The organism is Streptomyces sp. ALI-76-A (assembly GCF_030287445.1).
GTDB lineage: Bacteria > Actinomycetota > Actinomycetes > Streptomycetales > Streptomycetaceae > Streptomyces.
Genome location: NZ_JASVWB010000002.1, coordinates 5008898 through 5030560, shown reverse-complemented (window position 1 = coordinate 5030560; position 21663 = coordinate 5008898). Strand labels below are relative to the sequence as shown.

General features: G+C 72.1%; 20 protein-coding genes. 10 read left to right on the top strand and 10 right to left on the bottom strand.

Annotated elements, in window-relative coordinates; genetic code table 11:
• Positions 1-171 precede the first annotated feature (171 nt).
• The gene (locus tag QQS16_RS23505) at positions 172-1278 is read left to right on the top strand and encodes a DUF5937 family protein (RefSeq protein ID WP_286063809.1); all 1107 of its coding nucleotides are present in this window, start codon (positions 172-174) and stop codon (positions 1276-1278) included.
• A gap of 116 nt (positions 1279-1394) precedes the next feature.
• Here QQS16_RS23505 and QQS16_RS23500 read toward each other — a convergent pair whose 3' ends face one another.
• The 3 genes from QQS16_RS23500 to QQS16_RS23490 all read right to left on the bottom strand — a co-directional run bounded on the left by QQS16_RS23500 (position 1395) and on the right by QQS16_RS23490 (position 4029).
• On the bottom strand, positions 1395-2027 hold the full coding sequence (locus tag QQS16_RS23500) for an AAA family ATPase (RefSeq protein ID WP_286063808.1): 633 nt from the start codon (positions 2025-2027) through the stop codon (positions 1395-1397).
• A gap of 50 nt (positions 2028-2077) precedes the next feature.
• On the bottom strand, positions 2078-2749 hold the full coding sequence (locus QQS16_RS23495) for a response regulator (RefSeq protein ID WP_286063807.1): 672 nt from the start codon (positions 2747-2749) through the stop codon (positions 2078-2080).
• A 77-nt stretch (positions 2750-2826) separates the two neighbouring features.
• Positions 2827-4029, bottom strand: a complete 1203-nt coding sequence (locus tag QQS16_RS23490; protein ID WP_286063806.1) for a sensor histidine kinase — start codon at positions 4027-4029, stop codon at positions 2827-2829.
• A 139-nt stretch (positions 4030-4168) separates the two neighbouring features.
• Between QQS16_RS23490 and QQS16_RS23485 the strand changes: the two genes are divergently transcribed.
• A complete protein-coding gene (locus QQS16_RS23485) occupies positions 4169-5188 on the top strand; it encodes an SAM-dependent methyltransferase (RefSeq protein ID WP_286066429.1) in 1020 nt (339 codons plus the stop codon).
• Here QQS16_RS23485 and QQS16_RS23480 read toward each other — a convergent pair.
• On the bottom strand, positions 5153-6304 hold the full coding sequence (locus QQS16_RS23480; protein ID WP_286063805.1) for an NADH-quinone oxidoreductase subunit D: 1152 nt from the start codon (positions 6302-6304) through the stop codon (positions 5153-5155). The two genes, QQS16_RS23485 and QQS16_RS23480, sit on opposite strands and share 36 nt — an antisense overlap.
• Before the next feature lie 31 nt (positions 6305-6335).
• On the opposite strand from QQS16_RS23480, the gene QQS16_RS23475 reads away from it, so the two are divergent.
• Both QQS16_RS23475 and QQS16_RS23470 read left to right on the top strand, forming a co-directional pair.
• Positions 6336-6839: a PH domain-containing protein gene (locus tag QQS16_RS23475; protein ID WP_286063804.1), complete on the top strand. Its 504-nt coding sequence runs from the start codon at positions 6336-6338 to the stop codon at positions 6837-6839.
• Positions 6836-8206: a PH domain-containing protein gene (locus QQS16_RS23470; protein WP_286063803.1), complete on the top strand. Its 1371-nt coding sequence runs from the start codon at positions 6836-6838 to the stop codon at positions 8204-8206. The genes QQS16_RS23475 and QQS16_RS23470 overlap by 4 nt, the downstream gene beginning before the upstream one ends.
• 239 nt (positions 8207-8445) lie before the next feature.
• Here the strand turns inward: QQS16_RS23470 and QQS16_RS23465 are convergent, their stop codons facing one another.
• On the bottom strand, positions 8446-10071 hold the full coding sequence (locus QQS16_RS23465; protein WP_286063802.1) for a hypothetical protein: 1626 nt from the start codon (positions 10069-10071) through the stop codon (positions 8446-8448).
• 265 nt (positions 10072-10336) lie between these two features.
• On the opposite strand from QQS16_RS23465, the gene QQS16_RS23460 reads away from it, so the two are divergent.
• The 6 genes from QQS16_RS23460 to QQS16_RS23435 all read left to right on the top strand — a co-directional run bounded on the left by QQS16_RS23460 (position 10337) and on the right by QQS16_RS23435 (position 15577).
• Positions 10337-12172, top strand: a complete 1836-nt coding sequence (locus QQS16_RS23460; protein WP_286063800.1) for a phosphatidylglycerol lysyltransferase domain-containing protein — start codon at positions 10337-10339, stop codon at positions 12170-12172.
• A gap of 182 nt (positions 12173-12354) precedes the next feature.
• Positions 12355-13245, top strand: coding sequence for a dihydropteroate synthase (gene folP, locus QQS16_RS23455; RefSeq protein ID WP_286063798.1), 891 nt, complete (start codon positions 12355-12357; stop codon positions 13243-13245).
• Complete coding sequence (locus QQS16_RS23450) at positions 13242-13745, top strand: nuclear transport factor 2 family protein (protein ID WP_286063797.1); 504 nt, start codon at positions 13242-13244, stop codon at positions 13743-13745. The genes folP and QQS16_RS23450 overlap by 4 nt, the downstream gene beginning before the upstream one ends.
• Before the next feature lie 320 nt (positions 13746-14065).
• Positions 14066-14425 (top strand): dihydroneopterin aldolase, encoded by a 360-nt coding sequence (folB, locus tag QQS16_RS23445; RefSeq protein ID WP_286063796.1) that lies wholly within the window; start codon positions 14066-14068, stop codon positions 14423-14425.
• Entirely contained in the window at positions 14422-15030 is a 609-nt protein-coding gene (folK, locus tag QQS16_RS23440; RefSeq protein WP_286063795.1) for a 2-amino-4-hydroxy-6-hydroxymethyldihydropteridine diphosphokinase, read from the top strand. Before folB ends, folK begins: the two co-directional genes overlap by 4 nt.
• Positions 15031-15088: 58 nt before the next feature.
• On the top strand, positions 15089-15577 hold the full coding sequence (locus QQS16_RS23435; RefSeq protein WP_286063794.1) for a DUF3180 domain-containing protein: 489 nt from the start codon (positions 15089-15091) through the stop codon (positions 15575-15577).
• A gap of 51 nt (positions 15578-15628) precedes the next feature.
• On the opposite strand, the gene folE is transcribed toward QQS16_RS23435, so the two are convergent.
• The 5 genes from folE to QQS16_RS23410 all read right to left on the bottom strand — a co-directional run bounded on the left by folE (position 15629) and on the right by QQS16_RS23410 (position 21610).
• Positions 15629-16234 (bottom strand): GTP cyclohydrolase I FolE, encoded by a 606-nt coding sequence (gene folE / locus QQS16_RS23430; RefSeq protein WP_286063793.1) that lies wholly within the window; start codon positions 16232-16234, stop codon positions 15629-15631.
• Between the two features lie 139 nt (positions 16235-16373).
• Positions 16374-18413, bottom strand: a complete 2040-nt coding sequence (gene ftsH, locus QQS16_RS23425; RefSeq protein WP_286063792.1) for an ATP-dependent zinc metalloprotease FtsH — start codon at positions 18411-18413, stop codon at positions 16374-16376.
• 184 nt (positions 18414-18597) lie between these two features.
• Entirely contained in the window at positions 18598-19158 is a 561-nt protein-coding gene (gene hpt, locus QQS16_RS23420) for a hypoxanthine phosphoribosyltransferase (protein WP_286063791.1), read from the bottom strand.
• Between the two features lie 59 nt (positions 19159-19217).
• Positions 19218-20294 carry a tRNA lysidine(34) synthetase TilS gene (gene tilS, locus QQS16_RS23415; RefSeq protein WP_286063790.1) on the bottom strand — a complete coding sequence of 359 codons (1077 nt, stop codon included), beginning with the start codon at positions 20292-20294 and terminating at the stop codon, positions 19218-19220.
• A gap of 191 nt (positions 20295-20485) precedes the next feature.
• Complete coding sequence (locus QQS16_RS23410) at positions 20486-21610, bottom strand: Rv3626c family coenzyme F420 biosynthesis-associated protein (protein ID WP_286063789.1); 1125 nt, start codon at positions 21608-21610, stop codon at positions 20486-20488.
• Positions 21611-21663: the final 53 nt, after the last annotated feature.

Genomic DNA, 21663 nt, shown 5'->3' with positions numbered 1-21663 from the left:
CCGCGGACGCGGCAGACGGCCCACGGCGGACCGTTGCGACGCGGCCCGTGCCCGGCGCCCGTACCTGGCGCCCGCACGAAGACCTGAGGTACCGGGCAGAGCAGGCGCACCGATTGACGGGCGCCGTCAATCCGCGGCCCCGTTGTCAGTGGCGGGAGGCACCATGAGGGCATGAGCGTGAGCATCGACATCACAGGGCTGCGGCCGGAGAGCGTCGCCTTCGTGACCTCGCCCCTGGCCGAACTCGTGATGGCGCTGCACGCGCTGTCGGAGCCGGGGCACCATCCGGGCTTGCAGGGCTGGGTGACGGGCGTGACCGCCCGGCTCGACCCGCACCTGGCCGACCGGATGTGCGAGGCGGACTTCCTGTGGCGGTCGACGCTCTCGGACCTGTTCATGCCCTACGCCGGCATCCCGGGCAGAAGCACGCTCCCGGCGGCCACGTTCGCCGAGGAACTGGACCTGCTGGACAAGCTGACGGACGAACAGTTCGTCGACGCGGCCCTGGAGTTCACCTGCGCGCTGCCGTACTCCTGGCAGGGGCCCAGCGCGCTCTCGGACGCCGGTGTGCGGCGGCGCGCCCTGGAGCTGGCCGCGTCGCGCGGGCCGCAGCAGGTGCGGTTCAGCGAGCGCCTGCTGGACGACCCGCCGTGGACCCGATCCTGGCTGCGCCAGTTCCTGGAGGACTGTGACGAGGCGTTCTTCGCGGAGGCCTGGTCCCGGCTGCGCCATCAGCTCGCGGCGGACGCCCGCCACAAGACGGACATCCTGCGCCGCAAGGGCCTGGCCGAGGCACTGGCCTCGGTGTCCCCCGCGGTGACGCTCGACGAACCCGCGGCCCGGATCACCATCGACAAGCTGGGCAACGGCCGTACGGCCACCGAGGACGGCGGTCTGCTGCTCATCCCGACCAGTCTGGGCCGGCCCCACCTGAGCGTCCTGCACCGGTACGGCTGGCAGCCGGTGCTGCACTACCCGGTCGGCTCGGCCGAGCTCGCCGCGCCCCCGTCGGTGGAGCAGCTGGCGCTGCGCCTGACCGCGCTCTCCCACCCCGTCCGGATGCGGATCTGCCGCCATCTGGCGCGCAGCGCGTACACCACGAGCGAGCTGGCCCGCGTGCACGGCATGACGGCCCCCGAGATATCCCGGCACCTGGGCGTGCTGAAGAAGGCGGGCCTGATCACCACGCGCCGCCGCGGCCGGTACGTCCTGCACCAGCTGGACGTCACCGTGGTGGCCCGGCTGGGCAGCGACTTCCTGGAGGCCATCCTCCGCTAGCGCGCCCGGACGGCCGTTCCAGAGCCCGAGCGGCGGTTCCGGCACGCGCGGCCCAACCAGAGCCCGAGCGGCGGTTCCGGCGCCCAGACGGCCGTGCAGCGCCCGGGCGGGGCCCTTCAGTCGAACCGGATGTGCCGGATCCCCACCCGCGCCTGCCGCAGCCGGGTCCGCAGCACGCCCTCGTTGTTCGGTGCGAGGGCCAGCCCGGCCAGGACGGCGATACGGTCCGCCGTCTTCGGCACGCTCGTGTGGTCGGTCCACAGGTGCTCGGCGAACTCGGGCTCCCGCAACCGCTCCAGGCAGTGGTCGAGCTGCTGTACGGCCCAGCTCTCGCCGCGCAGGGCGGCCCTCTTCCCCATGACGTACTGGAGAAGGTGCCCCGTGCCCCGCTCCCGCAGCCGCTTCAGTACGGTCTCGCGCCCGGCGAGGAGGGTGAAGTGCCGGACGTCGTGGCCGAGTGCGCGCAACCGTCCGACGGTCTCCGCGAAGTGGCCGGAGTCCGTCACGGTCATGGGGACGATCACCACCCCGTCCTGCCGGGTGAGCGCGAGGTCGAGGACTTCGACGACGCCCTGCCGCCAGGACACCAGGTCCTGGAAGTCCCCGCGCAGTCCGGGCGGCAGCATGCGGCGCAGCCCGAAGCCGGCGTGCTCGGGGTCGCAGACGACACTGCCGGGCAGACGCCGCTGGATCTCGTACGCGGTCTGTGTCTTGCCGCCCCCGAAAGGGCCGTTGATCCACAGAAGCATGCGCAGACCCTAGTGGGCGCCCGCGACGCGGCCGTCGACGCCCCCGCGCCTCAGCCGTGCCTGCCCGCGCGCACCAGACCCGTCTCGTAGGCCAGGACGACCACCTGCACCCGGTCCCGCAGCCCCAGCTTGGTCAGGATGCGGCCCACATGGGTCTTGACGGTCGCCTCGGAGAGCACGAGCCGGGCCGCGATCTCGCCGTTGGACAGGCCCTGGGCGACCAGCAGCATGACCTCGCGCTCACGGTCGGTGAGCCGCTCCACCTCCTTGTGCTGGGGCTCCTTGCCGGCGCTCGGCAGCATCGGCGCGAAGCGGTCGAGCAGACGGCGCGTGGTCGACGGCGCCACCACCGCGTCGCCGCTGTGCACCGAGCGGATCGCGGCGAGCAGCTCACCGGGCGGCACGTCCTTGAGCATGAAGCCCGAGGCACCCGCCTTCAGCCCGGAGAAGGCGTACTCGTCCAGGTCGAAGGTGGTCAGGATGAGGACCTTCGGCGGGTCGGACTCCATGCAGATGCGGCGGGTGGTCTCCACCCCGTCCAGCTTCGGCATCCGGACGTCCATCAGCACGACGTCGACCGCGGTCGCGCGCAGCACCTGAAGGGCCTCGACGCCGTCACCCGCCTCCGCGACGACCTCCATGTCCGGCTGGGCGGCGAGCACCATCCGGAACCCGGTGCGCAGCAGCACCTGGTCGTCGACGAGCATCACGCGGATCGTCATCGGTCCTTCTTCCATGGATCGGTGGATCGTGGCCGGCTGGGGGCGTTACAGGTGTCAACAGGGGGCGTGCGTCGGCGTCAGTGCGCTGGTTTGAGCGGCAGCAGCGCACTGATGCGGAATCCTCCGCCCGGACGCGGGCCCGCGTCCAGGGTGCCGCCGACCATGCCGACCCGCTCGCGCATGCCGATCAGGCCGTGGCCCCGGCCGTCGGCGCCGCCCTCCTCGTACAGCTCGGACGGGGCGCCCTTGCCGTCGTCCTCGACGAGCAGGCCGAGACCGTCGTCGAAGTACACCAGCCGGACGCTCGCACCGGCGTTCGGGCCGCCGTGCTTGCGCGTGTTGGTCAGCGCCTCCTGCACGATGCGGTACGCGGTCAGCTCGACGCCGCTGGGCAACGGGCGGGGGGTGCCCTCGATCTTGAAGTCGACGGGCAGGCCGGAGCACCGGCACTGCTCGACGAGGTCCTCTATCTGCTCCACGTCGGGTTGCGGAACGTACTCGCCGCCCTCCTGGTGCTCGCCGGTGCGCAGGACGCCCAGCAGGCGGCGCATCTCGGCGAGGGCCTGGCGGCCGGTGGAGGAGATCGTCTCCAGGGCCTTCTTCGCCTGGTCGGGGGCGGCGTCGAGGACGTAGGCGGCGCCGTCGGCCTGCACCACCATCACCGACACGTTGTGCGCGACGACGTCGTGCAGCTCGCGGGCGATCCGGGCGCGTTCGGCGGCGACCGCCACCTTGGACTGCGCCTCGCGCTCCTTCTCCAGACGCGCGGCCCGCTCCTCCAGCTGCGCGAAGTAGGCACGGCGGGTGCGGATCGAGTCGCCGAGCACCCAGGCCAGCGCGAACGGCGCCGTCTGGAAGACCATGATGGCGACGTTGCCCAGGACGCCGGTGTCGTCACTCGGCCAGCGCAACTGCGCCAGCGGGGCCGCGCACAGACCCACCCCCAGGGCGAGGCGGGAGGCCCAGCGGGCGCCCGACGCGGCCACGGTGTAGACGATCACCAGCAGGGCGAAGTCGGCGGCTCTCGTCTCCACGTCCAGCACGAGCTGGGCGAGTCCGAGGGCGCAGGCCAGCAGCAGCATCTTCTCCGGGATGCGCCGGCGCAGTGCGATCACCAGGCACAACAGGAGGATGACCGGGAGGACCAGCGCCGGGGAGTCAGTGCCCTGGACGGCCTGACGTGCCTCCTCGCTGGCCACCGAGACCCCGAGCAGGACAACGGCCCAGAAGCTGTCGACCCATGTCGGGTGCCGGCGAAGGAAGTCATAGAGGCGCTGCACGTAACCCAGCGTAGGGAAGCCGGATGCGTGCAGGGGTCAACCGGAGGATCGATCCGTACGCCGTGCGCGTACTCCGCAAGGTGGAGGCTCCGTTCCCCAGTACGCCTAACCTGACGGCGTGACGGAGGAGAAAGCGGGCATGTGGCGCGGTTGGCGGGCGGCGGCCGAGGCCGCGCTGTACGGGCCGGACGGCTTCTATCGCAGGCCGGAAGGGCCGGCCGGGCACTTCCGTACGTCCGTGCACGCCTCGCCGTTGTTCGCCGGGGCGGTGGCCGGGCTGCTGTGCCGGGTCGACGAGGCGCTGGGGCGGCCCGCGGAGCTGGCCTTCGTCGACATGGCCGCGGGCCGGGGCGAACTGGTCGCCGGGGTGCTCGCCGCCCTGCCCGCCGAGGTGGCCGCCCGCGCGCGCGGGTACGCCGTCGAGATCGCCGGCCGCCCCGCGCGCCTCGATCACCGGATCGAGTGGTCGGCCGAGCCCCCGAAGGGGATCACCGGGCTGCTGTTCGCCAACGAGTGGCTCGACAACGTACCCGTGGAGGTCGCCGAGGTGGACCCCGCGGGCGTACCGCGGCTGGTGCTCGTACGGGAGGACGGCCGCGAGCGGCTCGGGGAGCCGGTCTCCGGGCCACCGGCGCGGTGGCTGGCCCGGTGGTGGCCACTGGCGGCCGAGGAGGGGTTGCGGGCGGAGATCGGGCTGCCCAGGGACCACGCGTGGGCGGCGGCGGTCGCCTCCGTCGAGCGGGGGCTCGCGGTCGCCGTGGACTACGCGCACACGGCGGACACCCGCCCCCCGTCCGGCACCCTCACCGGCTTCCGGGAGGGGCGTCAGGTCGCGCCCGTACCGGACGGGTCCTGCGACATCACGGCGCATGTCGCCCTGGACGCGTGCGCGCTCCCCGGAGGGCGTGTGGTGGCGCAGCGCGACGCCTTGGCATGCCTGGGCATCACCGGGGAACGCCCCCCGCTCTCGCTGGCGTCCACGGACCCCGCCGCCTACCTGCGCGCCCTCGCGGGCGCCGGGGAGGCCGCCGAACTCACCGCGCGGGGCGGGCTCGGCGACTTCGGCTGGCTGCTCCAGCCGGTGGGGATCCCGTCGGGAGCCCCGGACGCACCGCTGGACGGCCTACTTGTCGATGTCCCCGACCACGAAGAACAGTGACCCCAGGATCGCCACCATGTCCGCCACCAGCGTGCCCGGCAGCAGCACGGCGAGCGCCTGGATGTTGTTGTAGGACGCCGAGCGCAGCTTCAGCCGGTAGGGGGTCTTCTCCCCCTTGCTGACCAGGTAGTAGCCGTTGATGCCGAGCGGGTTCTCGGTCCACGCGTACGTGTGGCCCTCGGGTGCCTTCAGGACCTTGGGCAGCCGCTGGTTGATCGGACCGGGCGGCAGGCCGGCGAGCCGGTCGAGGCAGGCGTCGGCCAGGTCGAGCGCGTTGTGCGTCTGCTCCAGCAGGACCTCGAAGCGGGCGAGGCAGTCGCCCTCCTGCCGGGTCACCACCTTCAACGTGTCCTGGAGCTCCCCGTACGCGAGGTACGGCTCGTCGCGGCGCAGGTCGAAGTCGACGCCCGAGGCGCGCGCGATCGGCCCGCTCACGCCGTAGGCGTGCACGGCCTCGGGACTGAGGACGCCCACGTCCCGCGTGCGCCCCCGGAAGATCTCGTTGCCGAGCACCAGGTCGTCGAAGCGGTCCATGCGGGAGCGCACGGCGGCGACGGCGGCACGCGCGCGCGTGGCCCATCCGGCCGGCAGGTCCTCCTTGAGGCCGCCGACCCGGTTGAACATGTAGTGCATCCGCCCGCCGGAGACCTCCTCCATGACGTTCTGCAGCACCTCGCGCTCGCGGAACGCGTAGAAGACCGGCGTGATGCCGCCCAGCTCCAGGGGATACGAGCCCAGGAACATCAGGTGGTTCAGCACCCGGTTCAGCTCGGCGAGCAGGGTGCGGGTCCACACCGCGCGCGGGGGCACCTCCATGCCGAGCATGCGCTCCACCCCGAGGACCACGCCCAGCTCGTTGGAGAACGCCGACAGCCAGTCGTGGCGGTTGGCGAGCATGATGATCTGACGGTAGTCACGCGCCTCGAACAGCTTCTCCGCGCCGCGGTGCATATAGCCGATCACCGGCTCCGCGTGCTGGATCCGCTCGCCGTCCAGGACCAGCCTGAGGCGCAGCACGCCGTGCGTGGACGGGTGCTGGGGCCCGATGTTGAGCACCATGTCGGTGCTCTCGGCGGCGCCGCCGATTCCGACCATGGTCTCCGTCGTAGGAGTCATGCACACAGTCTCCCCTACGTACGCTGGCCACATGGAGACGGGGAGCGCGGCGGACACGGGGACGACGGGGGACGAGCCGGTGTGGACCGGGCTGCCGCCGAGACTGCTGACCATGCGACGGCTGTTGCTGGTGGTGTGGCTGGGGCTGCTGGCCGTGGGGCTGGCCGTGCTGCTGTACCTGCTCGCCAGTCCGGCCTGGGCCGCCTTCGCCCTGCTGCCGCTGGCCCTGACGGCCTGGGGGTGGGTACTGCTCGGCCGCAACTGGGCCTCCTGGCGGTACGCCGAACGCGCCGACGACCTGCTGATCAGCCGGGGTGTGCTGTGGCAGGAGGAGACCGTCGTGCCGTACGGGCGGATGCAGCTGGTCGAGGTGACCTCCGGGCCGGTCGAACGCCACTTCCGGCTGGCCAGCGTGCAGCTGCACACCGCCGCCGCGGCGACCGACGCGACCATCCCGGGGCTCGACCCGGCCGAGGCGGAACGGCTGCGCGACCGGCTCACCGAGCTCGGCGAAGCCCGATCGGCGGGGCTGTGACGACGCCCGGCGCCGACGAGGTACCCGGCAAGCGGCCCCTGGTCGAGCGCCGGCTGCATCCCATAACCCCGCTCAGGCGGGCGTGGGCACCGGTCGCCGTGCTCATCGGGTGGGCCGTGCACGACCCCGACCAGGCGCAGCGCCAGCTGACCCGGCTGACGACCACCACCCTGCTGGTCGCCCTTGCCGTCCTCATCCCGGCCGCCGCCCTCTACGGCTTCCTGACCTGGTGGTTCACCCACTTCGCGGTGACCGAGACCGAACTGCGCATCCGCACCGGCCTGGTGTTCCGGCGGACGGCGCACATCCGGCTGGAGCGGATCCAGGCCGTCGACATCACCCAGCCCCTGCTCGCGCGGGTCGCGGGCGTCGCGAAACTCAAGCTCGACGTCATCGGCACGGACAAGAAGGACGAGCTCTCCTTCCTGGGCGAGGGCGAGGCGCGTGCGCTGCGCGCCGAACTCCTCGCGCGCGCCGCCGGTTTCGCGCCCGAGACGGCGCACGAGGTCGGCGAGGCGCCCTCCCGCGAGCTGCTGCGCGTACCGCCGCGTGTCCTGGCCGTCTCGCTGCTCCTGACCGGCGCGACGTGGGGCACCCTGGTCGCCGCGTTCGTCGTGCCGTCGGTGCTGTGGCTGACCACCCACAGCCTGTGGACGGTCCTCGCGACCGGGGTACCGCTGCTGGGCGCGGCCGGCGCGAGCAGCGTGGGACGGTTCGTCACCGAGTACGACTGGACGGTGGGCGAGTCGCCGGACGGACTGCGCATCGACCACGGGCTGCTCGACCGTACGCACGAGACGGTGCCACCGGGACGCGTGCAGACCGTACGGATCGTGGAGCCGCTGCTGTGGCGGCGGTGGAAGTCCCCCGCCCCGGCCGGCGACGGGAGCGGGGGAGGCTGGGTGCGGGTGGAACTGGACGTGGCCGGGTCGTCCAACTCGGTGCTGGTACCGGTCGCTCCCCGGGCGGTCGCCGAGGCCATCGTGGCGCGCGTGCTGCCCGGAGTGACCGTGCCGCCGCCGTCGGCGCTGTCCCCGGCCCCCCGGCGGGCCCGGCGATGCGTACCGCTGTGGTGGCGCGGCTACGGACTCGCGGTCAGCGACGGCGTGTTCGCCGCCCGGGAAGGACTGCTGCGGCGGAGCCTGTCGCTCGTGCCCCACGCGAAGGTGCAGAGCGTACGGCTCGCCCAAGGGCCCTGGCAGCGCCTGTGGCGGGTCGCCGACGTGCACGTGGACACAGGGGCCGGCAAGACGGTCACAGCCCGCCTGCGGGACGCCCAGGAGGCGGCCGAGCTGCTGCGGGGACAGGCGGAGCGGTCACGGACGGGCCGCAAGGACGCACGGCCGGACCGCTGGATGGTGTCCTGACCGCTGGACGGTGTCCTGACCACTGGACGGTGTCCTGACCGCGGGCACGGCGGGTTCGCCTCGGCCCGTGCGGCACGGAGATCCGCTCGACAGCCTCGAAAGCGGCCGGTGCCACGGCGGGCGGCGTTCGCCCGTCAGGGAGCGGCCTCCGGTGCGGCGAGCGGGAGCACCTCGCGCGCCCTTGAGGCGGTGGGGAGCATGCCGGGCGCCGTCGACGGGGCCGACGGCCCGTCGCGGCACTAGGACACCGCGCTCCGCAGCCCCTGCATGTCGATCTGCTCCGTCTCGTCGTGTGCCGTCAGGTCGATGACCTGACCGACACCCCGCGACTCCTGGTCCGCCGGCTTGAACTCCGCCTCGGACTCCGCCTTGTGGAGGGCGAGCGCCTCCTGGCCGACCACGTCGGCCAGGTCCTCGTTCTGCACGGCCGCCAGTGCGGCCGGCGTGGCCCCCTGCTTCGTACCGAAGAAGTCGAAGCCGCCCTCGACGGCGAGACGCCGCGCGGGTGCCGGCGGGACGACCGCCACCGCGGTCGGCGCTATGAAGTGCCCGGAGGGCTGCTGGGCGGGCTGGGTCGCTCTGGCCGAAGGGGTGGCGGTCGCGCGCGCGTGCTCGTCGACCGCCTCGGGCTTCCCCTGCGCCTCGTCCTCCTGCGCGGCCTCCGGCTGACTGCCCTCGGCGACACCGGCCGTGGCACCCCGGGCGGAACCGGCGGTCACCGGCTCGTCGGCGACCGGGTGCGGGGGCGCGCCCTCGAGGGCGCGCTGGGCGGCGTCCTGGGACCCGCTGTCCGTGGCGCTCCTGGGCTCGCCGTCGTCGGTGCGCTGCTCGGGCCGGGGTGCCTTCGCGGGCTCCGGGGCCTCGGGGGATGCCGGGCCCTGGGAAGCCGCGGGAGCCTCGGAGGTTCCGGGAGCTCCCGCAGCGGGCTCGCGGGCGTCGGGGACGGACTGGGGGGCCTCGGAGGCGTCGGGGGCTTCAGAGACCTCGGAGACCGGCTCCGGGATCTCGGCGGACGCGGCGGCCTCGGGCGTCGGGGAGTCCAGCGGCTCGGTGTTCCCCGTACCTCCGCTGTCGTTGCCCTTGCCGCCGCCATGACCCTTGCCGCCGCCGTCACCGGCGCCGTGGTCGCCGTCACCGTCCTGGCCGGCGCCGCTGCCGTCCTCGTCGAAGCGCGCGAGTGCGCCCTTCGCGCGCAGGAACAGCTGGGAGCCCTCCGGCGAGAAGACCGTGCGAGCCACGGGCGTCTCTTCCGCGGGCGTCTCTTCCGCGGACGTCTCCTCCGCGCTCTCCTCGGCCCGCGCGTCCTGCGCCGCCTCGTCGGTCCCGGGTTCCGGTACGGCCGGGGCAGCCACAGCCCCCGCCTCCGTCACGGGCGCCGCCGGTGAGGGCAGCAGCGCGGGGGTCGGGACCGACGTCTCTATCTCCAGCAGACGGCGGCCCTCCAGGGCGCTCGCCCGCTCGGTCTCCGCCGTCGCGTACCGCCGCAGCAGCGCCGCGTGCTCGTTGCGCAGGCCCGCCAGCTCCGACCGCTTCGCCCGCAGCCGCTGCTCCAGCTTGATCCGCAGCTCGCGCGACTCCTCGAGGTCGGCCTCCAGTTCGGCGACCCGCTCCTCGAAGCGCCACTCGTCGCCCGCACGCGCGCGCGTGAGGTCGGCGACCTGTTTGCCCGCCTGGATGTCCCAGCGGCGCAGGACGACCGCGCCGATGATCGCCGTCGCCGCGGCTGCCGCGGCCAGACCACGGAGCACCGTGGTCTCCGTGAACACCCAGGGGCCGAAGGCGCAGACAAGAGAGACGCCTGCGATCGCCGACGGGGGGAGCAGCCTGTGCAAGGGCGGGGAATGACGGTGACGTCCACGTGGCATGGCCAGAAACTTACCGCGCGTAGGCGAATCATGGTGCCCGGGCCGTAAAAACACAGCCATCTCGCGACCTTCACATGTCATCAGGAATCACCGGGGGCACGGAACTCGGCACTCATGGGTCGCGTCCCCTTTCCCCGGCCTTGGGACCGCCTTGGGAGACATGAGGTGAACCTCTCCCCTCAAGACACCGTCCTAGAGGGCGCAATGTCGCCGGATGCCCGAATAGGCACCGGATCCAAGCTCTCTCGCGGAACCACGGGATGCGATGCCTGTCAGGACAGATGAGGACACTCCGGGTGCGGTTCCGGCCCGGTCACACCGGGTGGGGCGCGTACTCCGTGGCCCGCGCCCCGAAGCCGTACCCGCCCTCGTCGGCACAGCGTGTGCCCTCGTGGGCCTGCTGGACATCGCCGCGGGCGTCTTCCCGCGCTTCCGGCACAGCCGTATGCACACCCTGGCGGAGGTACTGCCCGGCGCGCTCGGCCCGTTCGCGGCGGCCCTCTCGCTCAGCGTCGGCGTCCTGTTGCTGCTGCTCGCCCACGGGCTCAAGCGCCACAAGCGCCGGGCGTGGCGCGCGGCCGTGGTGTTGCTGCCGGCCGGCGCGGTGGCTCAGTTCACGTACCGGCACTCCCTGGTGGGGGTGCTCATCACCCTCGCGCTGCTCGCGCCCCTGCTGCGTCACCGTGACCAGTTCGCGGCCCTGCCCGACCCGCGCGGCCGTTGGCGCGCGCTCGCCAACTTCGTCCTCATGGGCGCCGGTTCCCTCGCTCTCGGGCTGGTCGTCGTCAGCGTCCACCCGAACCATGTGATCGGCCACCCCAGCCTGGCCGATCGCCTCACGCACGTCCTGTACGGCCTGTTCGGCTTCGAGGGTCCGGTCGACTACCGGGGCGACACGTCCTGGACGGTCGCCGTGTCCCTGGGCGCCCTCGGCCTGCTCACCGCCGTCACGACGATCTACTTCGCCCTGCGGCCCGAACACCCCGCCGCGCGCCTCACCGAGGAGGACGAGGCCCGCCTGCGCGCCCTGCTGGACCGGCACGGCGGCCGCGACTCCCTCGGCCACTTCGCGCTGCGCCGTGACAAGGCCGTCGTCTTCTCGCCCAGCGGGAAGGCGGCGGTGACCTACCGGGTCGTGTCCGGCGTGATGCTCGCCAGCGGCGACCCGATCGGTGACGTGGAGGCCTGGCCGGGCGCCATCGAGCGCTTCATGGACGAGGCACGGGCCCACTCGTGGACGCCCGCCGTCATGGGCTGCTCCGAGACCGGCGGCGAGGTCTGGACCCGCGAGACCGGCCTGGACGCCCTCGAACTGGGCGACGAGGCGGTGGTGGACGTCGCGGATTTCTCGCTCGCCGGCCGCGCGATGCGCAACGTGCGCCAGATGGTCAAGCGCATCGAGCGGGCCGGTTACGAGACCCGGGTACGACGCGTCCGTGACGTCGGGGAGGCCGAGCTGGAGCGGATCCGCCGTGCTGCCGACGACTGGCGCGGCACCGACACCGAACGCGGCTTCTCCATGGCGCTGGGCCGCATCGGCGACCCGGCCGACGGCGACTGCCTCGTCGCCACCGCCCACCGGCGGGACGACCGGCCGGGGCCGTACGGCGACCTGAAGGCGATCCTGCACTTCGTGCCATGGGGGACGGACGGCGCCTCGCTGGACCTGATGCGCCGCGACCGCTCGGCCGACCCGGGCATGAACGAGCTGCTGATCGTGGCCGCGCTCCAGGCAGCCCCCCGCCTGGAGGTCACCCGCGTGTCGCTCAACTTCGCGATGTTCCGCTCGGCACTGGCGCGCGGCGAGAAGATCGGCGCGGGCCCCGTACTGCGCGTCTGGCGCGGCCTGTTGGTGTTCCTGTCCCGCTGGTTCCAGATCGAGTCCCTGTACCGCTTCAACGCGAAGTTCCGGCCCCGCTGGGAGCCGCGCTTCGTCGTCTACCGGGCCTCGGGCGACCTGCCGCGCATCGGCCTCGCCGCCCTGCAGGCGGAGGGCTTCGTCAGCCTGGGCCTCCCGCTGCCGCGCTTCCTCCGGCGCCGTACGGCCCCCGCACGCGCGTGTGCGCACGCACCGACGGAAGGGAACGTCCGCGCGGCGTGACCGGAACGCGCCGAGGTCCGCGGACCGCGCCCACCGAGACCGGCTTGAGCCGAAGCCCTGGCCCGAGCGGAGGCCCCGCCCCTCCTCCAGCTCCGGGGGCCTCCGCTCGGGCCTCCTCGGTGGATCGCCGCTTCGGCCGGGCCCCGAGCCCCGCGCCCCCGCCCGGGGCCTACGCTGAACGTATGAGCAAGCAGAGCGGACGCGGGCGCGTCGCGGGCCTTCCCGAATGGGACCGCTGCGCGGTCATGGGGGTCGTGAACGTGACCCCCGATTCCTTCTCCGACGGCGGCCGCTTCTTCGACACCGTGGCCGCCGTCAAGCACGGCCTGGACCTGGTCACCGAGGGCGCGGACCTGGTCGACGTCGGCGGTGAGTCCACCCGCCCCGGCGCCTCCCGTGTCGACGAGGCGGAGGAGCTCAAGCGCGTCATCCCGGTCGTCCGCGGCCTGGCCTCCGAAGGCGTCACGGTCTCGGTCGACACCATGCGCGCCTCCGTCGCCGAACAGGCCCTCGCCGCCGGTGCCGTCCTCGTCAACGACGTCAGCGGCGGCCTCGCCGACCCCGCGATGATCCCGGTCGTCGCGGAGACCGGGGCCCCCTTCGTCGTCATGCACTGGCGTGGCTTCCTGGCGGGCGGCAACGTCCAGGGCGTCTATGACGACGTCGTCACCGAGGTCGTCGACGAACTGCACGCGCGCGTGCGGGCCGTCCTGGACGGCGGCATCGCCCCCGACCGTGTCGTCGTCGACCCGGGACTCGGCTTCTCCAAGAACGCCGAGCACGACCTCACCCTGCTCGCCCACCTGGACCGCCTGCTCGGCCTCGGCCGCCCGGTGCTCGTCGCGGCCTCCCGCAAGCGCTTCCTGGGCCGTGTCCTGGCCGGCCCGCAGGCCGCCCCGCCGCCCGCGCGCGAGCGGGACGCCGCCACGGCCGCCGTCTCGGCGCTCGCGGCGCACGCCGGCGCGTGGGCGGTGCGCGTCCACGAGGTGCGCGCCACGGCGGACGCGGTCCGCGTCGCGCGCGCCGTGGAAGAGGCACGCGTGGCAGGCACCCGCGCGGAAGGAGCCCGGTGAGCGCCCCGCACACCGACGTGGCAGAGGTCGAACTCGCCAACACGACCTACTACGAGGCCATGGAACGCGGCGACTTCGAGGTGCTGTCTTCGCTCTGGCTCACCCCGGCCGACCTGGGCGTCGACGAGACGTACCACGACCCCGCCGACGCCGGGGTGATCTCCTGCGTGCACCCGGGCTGGCCCGTGCTCAACGGCCGGGGCGAGGTCCTCAGGTCGTACGCCCTGATCATGGCGAACACCGACTACATCCAGTTCTTCCTCACCGACGTGCATGTCTCGGTCACCGGCGACACGGCGCTGGTGACCTGCACCGAGAACATCCTCAGCGGCGGTCCCGCCCCCGAGGGCGGCGACGAGCTCGGTCCGCTCGTCGGCCAGCTGGTGGTCGCCACGAACGTGTTCCGCCGCACGGCCGAGGGCTGGAAGCTCTGGTCCCACCACGCCTCCCCCGTTCTGGCCGAGACGGACGAGGACGAGAGCGACGACACCCCCGCCTGAGGGGGTACGCGGACCACAGGACCGGCCGGGCGACCGGGCCCCCGGGAGCCACCCGGGAAGGCCCGCGCACGCTCCCGGAACCGCCCGCAGGGACCAACAAGTGGTTGGAATCACCTACCCCCGGGTAGGGGCGGCTACCAGCCCGTGAGCCGCCGGGTTCCCCGGGGGAAACGCACGATGAACCTCCGGGCCCCGGCGGGGACCCGCGGCCCCCGTGGCCCGGCCCTGTCCGTGCTCGCGGGTAGATTCGATTCGAGGCCGGTGTGCCGCCCGCACACGGTACGGACCGGCCGTGACCGACGATTGCAGGAGTGATTCGCGTGGATCGTGTCGCGCTGCGCGGCCTGAAGGCCCGTGGGCACCACGGTGTGTTCCCCAAGGAGCGCGAGGAGGGCCAGACCTTCCTCGTGGACCTCGTCCTGGGGCTGGACACCCGGCCGGCCGCCGCCGACGACGACCTGACGAAGACGGTGCACTACGGCATCGTGGCGGAGGATGTCGTGGCCGTCGTCCAGGGCGAGCCCGTGAACCTCATCGAGACGCTCGCCGAGCGCATCGCCCAGGTCTGCCTCAAGCACGAGGTGGTGCGGGAGGTCGAGGTCCGCGTCCACAAGCCGGACGCGCCGATCACCGTCCCCTTCGACGACGTGACCGTCACCATCACCCGGAGCCGAGTATGACCGCGTTCTTCGAGGGTCACCGCGACCCGACCGTCCAGCCGGTACCCGCCTCCGTCGTCGAGAAGGTCGACGCCGCCGACACCACCCTGCACAACCCCCAGCGGGCCGTGATCTCCCTCGGCTCCAACCTCGGCAACCGCCTGGAGACCCTCCAGGGCGCCGTCGACGCCCTGGAGGACACCCCGGGCGTCCGCGTGAAGGCGGTGTCCCCGGTGTACGAGACGGAGCCCTGGGGCGTTCAGCCGGGCACCCAGCCCTCGTACTTCAACGCGGTCGTGGTCCTGAAGACGACTCTGCCCCCGTCCTCCCTCCTGGAGCGGGCGCACGCCGTCGAGGAGGCCTTCCACCGCGTCCGGGAGGAACGCTGGGGCGCCCGCACCCTGGACGTCGACATCGTCGCCTACGCCGACGTCGTCACCGACGACCCGCAGCTCACCCTCCCCCACCCGCGCGCCCACGAACGGGCGTTCGTGCTGGCGCCCTGGCGTGATGTGGAGCCCGAAGCCCAGTTGCCCGGGCGCGGCGCGGTGGCCGATCTCCTCGACACCGTCACCCATGACGGTGTGGAGCCGCGCAAGGACCTGGAACTCCGGCTGCCCGAATAGCCGTTAAGGTCAAGGACGGCCACAGTCCGTGAGACGTCGGGGGAGCTGAAGGGACACCGTGAGAGAGCTGCGTATCAGGGTGCTGGTCGGCGTCTTCGCCGTCGCCGGGATCCTGTCCTGGGCGGGCGCCCGCCTGTGGAACTCCGTCGGGACCCTGCCCAGCGTGCCCCTGGCCGCCCCCGTCGTCCTCGCCCTGATCGCCGCCGTGCTGCTGTCCACGGCGCTGTCGATCCGTGCCCGCCTCAAGGCCCAGCGTGAGCGCCGCCCCGAGGCCAAGGGCGTGGACCCGCTGATGGCGGCCCGCGCGGTCGTCTTCGGGCAGTCGAGCGCCCTGGTCGCCGCCCTGGTCTCGGGCATGTACGGCGGCGCCGGTGTCTTCCTGCTGGAGTCCCTCGACATCCCCGCCCGCCGCGACCAGGCGATCTACGCCGGCTTCTCGGTCCTCGCGGGCATCGCCGTCATAGCGGCCGCCATCTTCCTGGAGCGCGTGTGCAAGCTCCCGGAGGACGACGACGACCACAGCACCGGGGCGGCCTCGGCGGCGTGACCCGCCGGGTGTTCGGCGGCGCCGCTCGGCCGGGTCGCTCAGACCGGTCGCTCAGCGGGCCATGATGAGGCTCATCGCCTCGTTGCGCGTCGCCGCGTCCCTCAGCTGCCCCCGCACGGCCGACGTCAGGGTCTTGGCGCCGGGCTTGCGGATGCCGCGCATCGACATGCACATGTGCTCGCACTCGATGACGACGATCACGCCGCGCGGCTCCAGGATCTCCATCAGGGAGTCCGCGATCTGCGTGGTGAGTCGTTCCTGCACCTGCGGACGGCGGGCGTAGACGTCCACCAGCCGGGCCAGCTTCGACAGACCGGTGATCTTCCCCGTGGTGGACGGGATGTACCCGACGTGGGCCACGCCCCTGAACGGCACCAGATGGTGCTCACAGGTGCTGTACACCTCGATGTCCTTCACGAGCACCATCTCGTCGTGCCCTATGTCGAACGTCGTGGTCAGTACGTCCTCGGGCTGCTGCCACAGCCCCGCGAAAATCTCCCTGTACGCCCGCGCCACCCGCGCCGGCGTCTCCCTGAGCCCCTGACGGTCGGGGTCCTCGCCGACCGCGATCAGCAGTTCGCGGACGGCGTTCTCGGCGCGCTTCTCATCGAACTCACCGACGGAGCCCTCGCTGTCCAGCGTCACGGGGTCGGTCATCTGATGCCTCGTTCCTGTGCCTGCACGCGCGTGGACCGCGCGCCTCCTGCGGGTATGCAAACGCCGCGCCCCCCAGGCTAGAACCTGGGGGGCGCGGCGTTCATTCCGGGCCACGGTGAAGTCACCGGGACCCGAGGAGTCAGCTCTCCGGACGCTCCTCGGGGGCCGGTTCGGCCACCGGGGCGGGTTCCGCCGCGGTGGACTTCGCGGTGGAGATCGCCGGCGTCGCGCCGTTGGCGCCGTTCGTCAGTGCGAGCTCCCGGGGGGAGAGCACCGGCGGACGGGTGGACGGCGTGCGGCGGGAGGAGCCGGTCCAGGCCGGCCGCGGGGGACGCTTGACGATGGGAGCGAAGATCTCCGCGATCTGCTCCTTGTTCAGCGTCTCCTTCTCCAGCAGCTGGAGCACCAGGTTGTCGAGCACGTCGCGGTTCTCGACCAGGATTTCCCAGGCCTCGTTGTGCGCGTTCTCGATCAGCTTCTTGACTTCTTCGTCGACCAGCGCGGCGACCTCTTCCGAGTAGTCGCGCTGGTGGGCCATCTCACGTCCGAGGAACGGCTCGGTGTTGTCGCCACCGAACTTGATGGCGCCGAGACGCTCGGTCATGCCGTACTGCGTGACCATCGCGCGGGCCGTCGCCGTGGCCTTCTCGATGTCGTTCGCGGCACCCGTGGTGGGGTCGTGGAAGACCAGTTCCTCGGCAGCGCGGCCGCCCAGCATGTAGGCCAGCTGGTCCAGCATCTCGTTGCGCGTGGTCGAGTACTTGTCCTCGTCCGGCAGGACCATCGTGTAGCCCAGAGCACGGCCTCTCGAGAGGATCGTGATCTTGTGGACCGGGTCGGAGTTCGGGGAGGCCGCCGCGACCAGGGCGTGTCCGCCCTCGTGGTACGCGGTGATCTTCTTTTCCTTGTCCGACATGATCCGGGTCCGCTTCTGCGGGCCCGCCACGACGCGGTCGATGGCCTCGTCCAGCATGTGGTTGTCGATCAGCTTCTTGTTGCTGCGCGCCGTGAGGAGCGCCGCCTCGTTCAGCACGTTCGACAGGTCCGCGCCGGTGAAGCCGGGGGTGCGGCGGGCGACGGCCGACAGGTCGACGTCCGGCGCGACCGGCTTGCCCTTCTGGTGGACCTTGAGGATCTCCAGACGGCCCTGCATGTCCGGGCGGTCGACCGCGATCTGGCGGTCGAAGCGGCCGGGGCGCAGCAGCGCCGGGTCGAGGATGTCCGGACGGTTCGTCGCGGCGATGAGAATCACACCGCCCTTGACGTCGAAGCCGTCCATCTCGACCAGGAGCTGGTTCAGGGTCTGCTCGCGCTCGTCGTGACCGCCGCCGAGGCCGGCACCGCGATGGCGGCCGACCGCGTCGATCTCGTCGACGAAGACGATCGCCGGGGCGTTCGCCTTGGCCTGCTCGAACAGGTCACGGACTCGGGAGGCACCGACACCGACGAACATCTCGACGAAGTCGGAACCGGAGATCGAGTAGAAGGGCACACCCGCCTCGCCCGCGACAGCGCGTGCGAGCAGGGTCTTGCCGGTGCCGGGCGGCCCGTAGAGCAGCACGCCCTTCGGGATCTTGGCGCCGACGGCCTGGAACTTGGCCGGTTCCTGCAGGAACTCCTTGATCTCGTGCAGCTCCTCGACGGCCTCGTCGGACCCGGCGACGTCGGCGAACGTCGTCTTCGGGGTGTCCTTGGTGATGAGCTTCGCCTTGGACTTCCCGAAGTTCATGACCCGGGAGCCGCCGCCCTGCATCTGATTCATCAGGAACAGGAAGACGACCACGATGAGGACGAAGGGGAGCAGGGAGAGCAGGATCCCGACGAAGGCGTTCTGCTTCGTCGGCGAGACGGTGTAACCGTCCGGGATCTGCTTGTCCTGGTACTTGCTCTGCAGAGTGTCGGCGAGGGCCGCGCCCTGATCACCGATGTAGCTCGCCTGGATCTTCGAGCTGCCCTCGATCTTTTCGCCGTCTTTGAGCTGAGCCTTGATGGTCTGCTCGTCGCCGGTGGTCAGCTTGGCTGATTCGACCTTGTTGTCACTGATCGCCTGGATCACCTGGCCGGTGTCCACCGTCTTGTAGCCACCGGACGAGCCGACGACCTGCATCAACACGACCACGGCAAGGACGGCCAGCACGATCCACATGACCGGCCCACGGAAGTATCGCTTCACGTCCATCCATACGGAGCGGTGCCGCCCCGTCCCTCCTGCCATAGTGAGTTTGATAAGACAGTTCTTCTGACGGTACCCCAGCATCGTGGACCGAAGCCGCACGGAAGGGCTGGGGAACCCGTCTGCATGCTCCAACGGAACGAAACCCGCTGGGGTTCCCGATCGTCCTACAGGGCTTGGGCCGTCTGGCTCAGCCGCCGTAGACGTGGGGCGCGAGAGTACCCACGAACGGGAGGTTGCGGTACTTCTCGGCGTAGTCGAGGCCGTAGCCCACGACGAACTCGTTGGGGATGTCGAAGCCGACCCATTCCACGTCGATGGCGACCTTGGCGGCCTCGGGCTTGCGCAGCAGCGTGCACACCTTGAGGGAGGCGGGCTCGCGCGAGCCGAGGTTGGAGATCAGCCAGGACAGGGTCAGGCCGGAGTCGATGATGTCCTCGACGATCAGGACGTGCTTGCCCTTGATGTCGGTGTCCAGGTCCTTGAGGATCCGCACCACACCGGAGGACTGGGTGCCCGCCCCGTACGAGGACACGGCCATCCAGTCCATGGTGACGGGGGTGGACAGCGCCCGGGCGAGGTCGGCCATGACCATCACCGCGCCCTTGAGGACGCCGACGATCAGCAGATCCTTGTCCGCGTACTCCGCGTCGATCTTCGCGGCCAGCTCGGCCAGCTTCGCGTCGATCTCTTCCTTGGTGATGAGCACCGACTTGAGGTCGGCACCCATGTCTTTCGCGTCCACCCGCATCACTTTCGGTCGTCCAACCGGCTGCCCTGCCCCTTCGAGGTGCACGGAGAGGTCGGGATTCAGCCTTGCCGAATCACCAGTCTGCCACCCTGCCGCTGGGCGACGACCTTGCCCGGGAGATTGATGGCCCCCTGGCCGCGCCAGCCGGTGATCAGCCGGTCGACTTCCTCGATGTGCCGGGCGAACAGCGAACCCGCGGGCGCACCGGCCTCGATGGCGGCGCGGCGCAGGACACGGCGGCGCACGGCGGGCGGCAGCGCGTAGAGCTTGGCGCACTCCAGCAGGCCCGCCGCGTCCCGTACCGAGGCTTCGGCCTGGCCGGCCCAGGCGTCGAGGGCGTCGGCGTCGTCGCGGGAGAGCTGGGCCGTCCGGGCGAGCGCCTCCACGACGCCCTTGCCGAGCGCCTTCTCCAGGGCGGGCAGGCCCTCGTGGCGCAGCCGGGAACGGGTGTACGCCGGGTCGGTGTTGTGCGGGTCGTCCCACACCGGGAGGGACTGCGCCATGCAGGCCTTGCGGGCGGTCTGCCGGTCGAGCTGGAGGAACGGGCGGCGGTAACGCCGGGCGGCCCCCGGGCCGCCGGAGACGGCCGCCATTCCGGACAGGGAGCGGATGCCGGAGCCGCGGGCGAGGCCGAGCAGGACGGTCTCGGCCTGGTCGTCGCGGGTGTGCCCGAGCAGGACCGCGGCGGCGCCGTGGCGTTCGGCGGCGGCGTCGAGCGCGGCGTAGCGGGCGTCCCGGGCGGCTGCCTCCGGGCCGCCTCCGCGGCCGACGGTCACGGCGGTCGATTCGACGGGGTCCAGGCCGAGTCCGCGCAGGCGCAGGACGACTTCGTCGGCGCGCAGGTCGGAGCCGGGCTGCAACCCGTGGTCGACGGTGACACCGCCGGCGCGGACGGCGAGCTTGGGGGCTTCGAACGCCAGGGCGGAGGCGAGGGCCATGGAGTCGGCGCCGCCGGAGCACGCCACGAGCACGAGCGGCCTCGGCGGGCGCTCGTGCGGAGAGGCGGGCGGGGGGGCGTGCGGGGCGGTTTCGGAGGCGCGGAGATCTCCGGTCGTACGGCTGTGCTCGGTGAGGATGTCGTGGAGGACGCGGCGGACCGCCAGGCGTATCGCCGCGACCGCAGGATGGGGACCCATGTCCGGTTCCCTTCATGAAGTTTTCGGGGGGTGAGCCCGGGTTCGGTCACGCAGAGTGTGTAGATGGTGACAGAACCGGGCCGTTCCCCGAGCATTGCACGCCTACCCATCGCTCACGGTCCCTCGGACGGGTGATTACAGGGGCGTTCGCCTGCCGTCGGCCGGATTCGTTCCACGACCCCGGCACCGGTTCACGACTCGGCCTTGCGGTGCACCCGCGCGACCCAGTCCGCCGGTTTGGCGATCTCCGCCTTGGTCGGGAGGGTGTTCGGGGACGTCCACACGCGGTTGAAACCGTCCATGCCGACCTGGTCGACGACGGCGCTCACGAAGCGCTCGCCGTCGCGGTACTGCCGGAGCTTGGCGTCCAGGCCGAGCAGTTTGCGCAGGGCCATGTCCAGCCGGGAGGCGCCCTTGGCGCGACGCTGCTGGAACTTCTCGCGGATCTCGGCGACGGTCGGCACGACCTCCGGGCCGACCCCGTCCATCACGAAGTCGGCATGGCCCTCCAGGAGGGACATGACGGCGGTGAGGCGGCCGAGGATCTCCCGCTGGGCGGGCGTCTGCACGATCTCCACGAGGGACCGGCCGCCCTCGTCCTCCTCGCCCTCGGGACGCCCTCCGGCGAGGGACTGGGCGGCTTCCCGGACCCGCTCCAGGACGGTCATGGGGTCGACATCGGTCTCCCCCAGGAACGACTGGATCTCGCCCTCCAGGTGGTCCCGCAGCCAGGGCACGGCCGTGAACTGCGTGCGGTGCGTCTCCTCGTGCAGACACACCCACAGCCTGAAGTCGTGGGGCTGCACGTCGAGTTCGCGCTCGACGTGCACGATGTTGGGAGCGACCAGCAGCAGCCGGCCGCCGCCGTTCTCGCCCGCCGGCAGTTCCCGCGTGGCCGGGGCGAAGGTCTCGTACTGGCCGAGGACGCGGGAGGACAGGAACGACAGCAGCATGCCGAGTTCCACGCCGGTGACCTTGCCGCCGACGGCGCCGAGGACCGCGCCACCGGGACTGCTGCCGCGCCGCTCCTGCATCTTGCCGAGCAGCGGCTTGAGGATCTCCCGGAACCCGGCGACGTTCGCCCGCACCCAGCCGGGTCGGTCGACCACGAGTACGGGAGTGTCGTGGACGCCCTCGGTCCCCAAACGAGTGAAGCCCCGGACGTGTCCCTCCGAGGCCTTGGCGTGCCGACGCAGCTCCGCGACGACGGCCCGGGCCTCGTCGCGGCTCACGTCGGGTCCCGGCCGTACGAGCCGGGTCGCGGTCGCCACCGCGAGATTCCAGTCGACCATCTCTGCACCACCGATGCTCGTCATGCGTCAACCGTACGTGAGCGTGTCCCCCAGGGGCAGGCCGTGGGGCCCGGCGA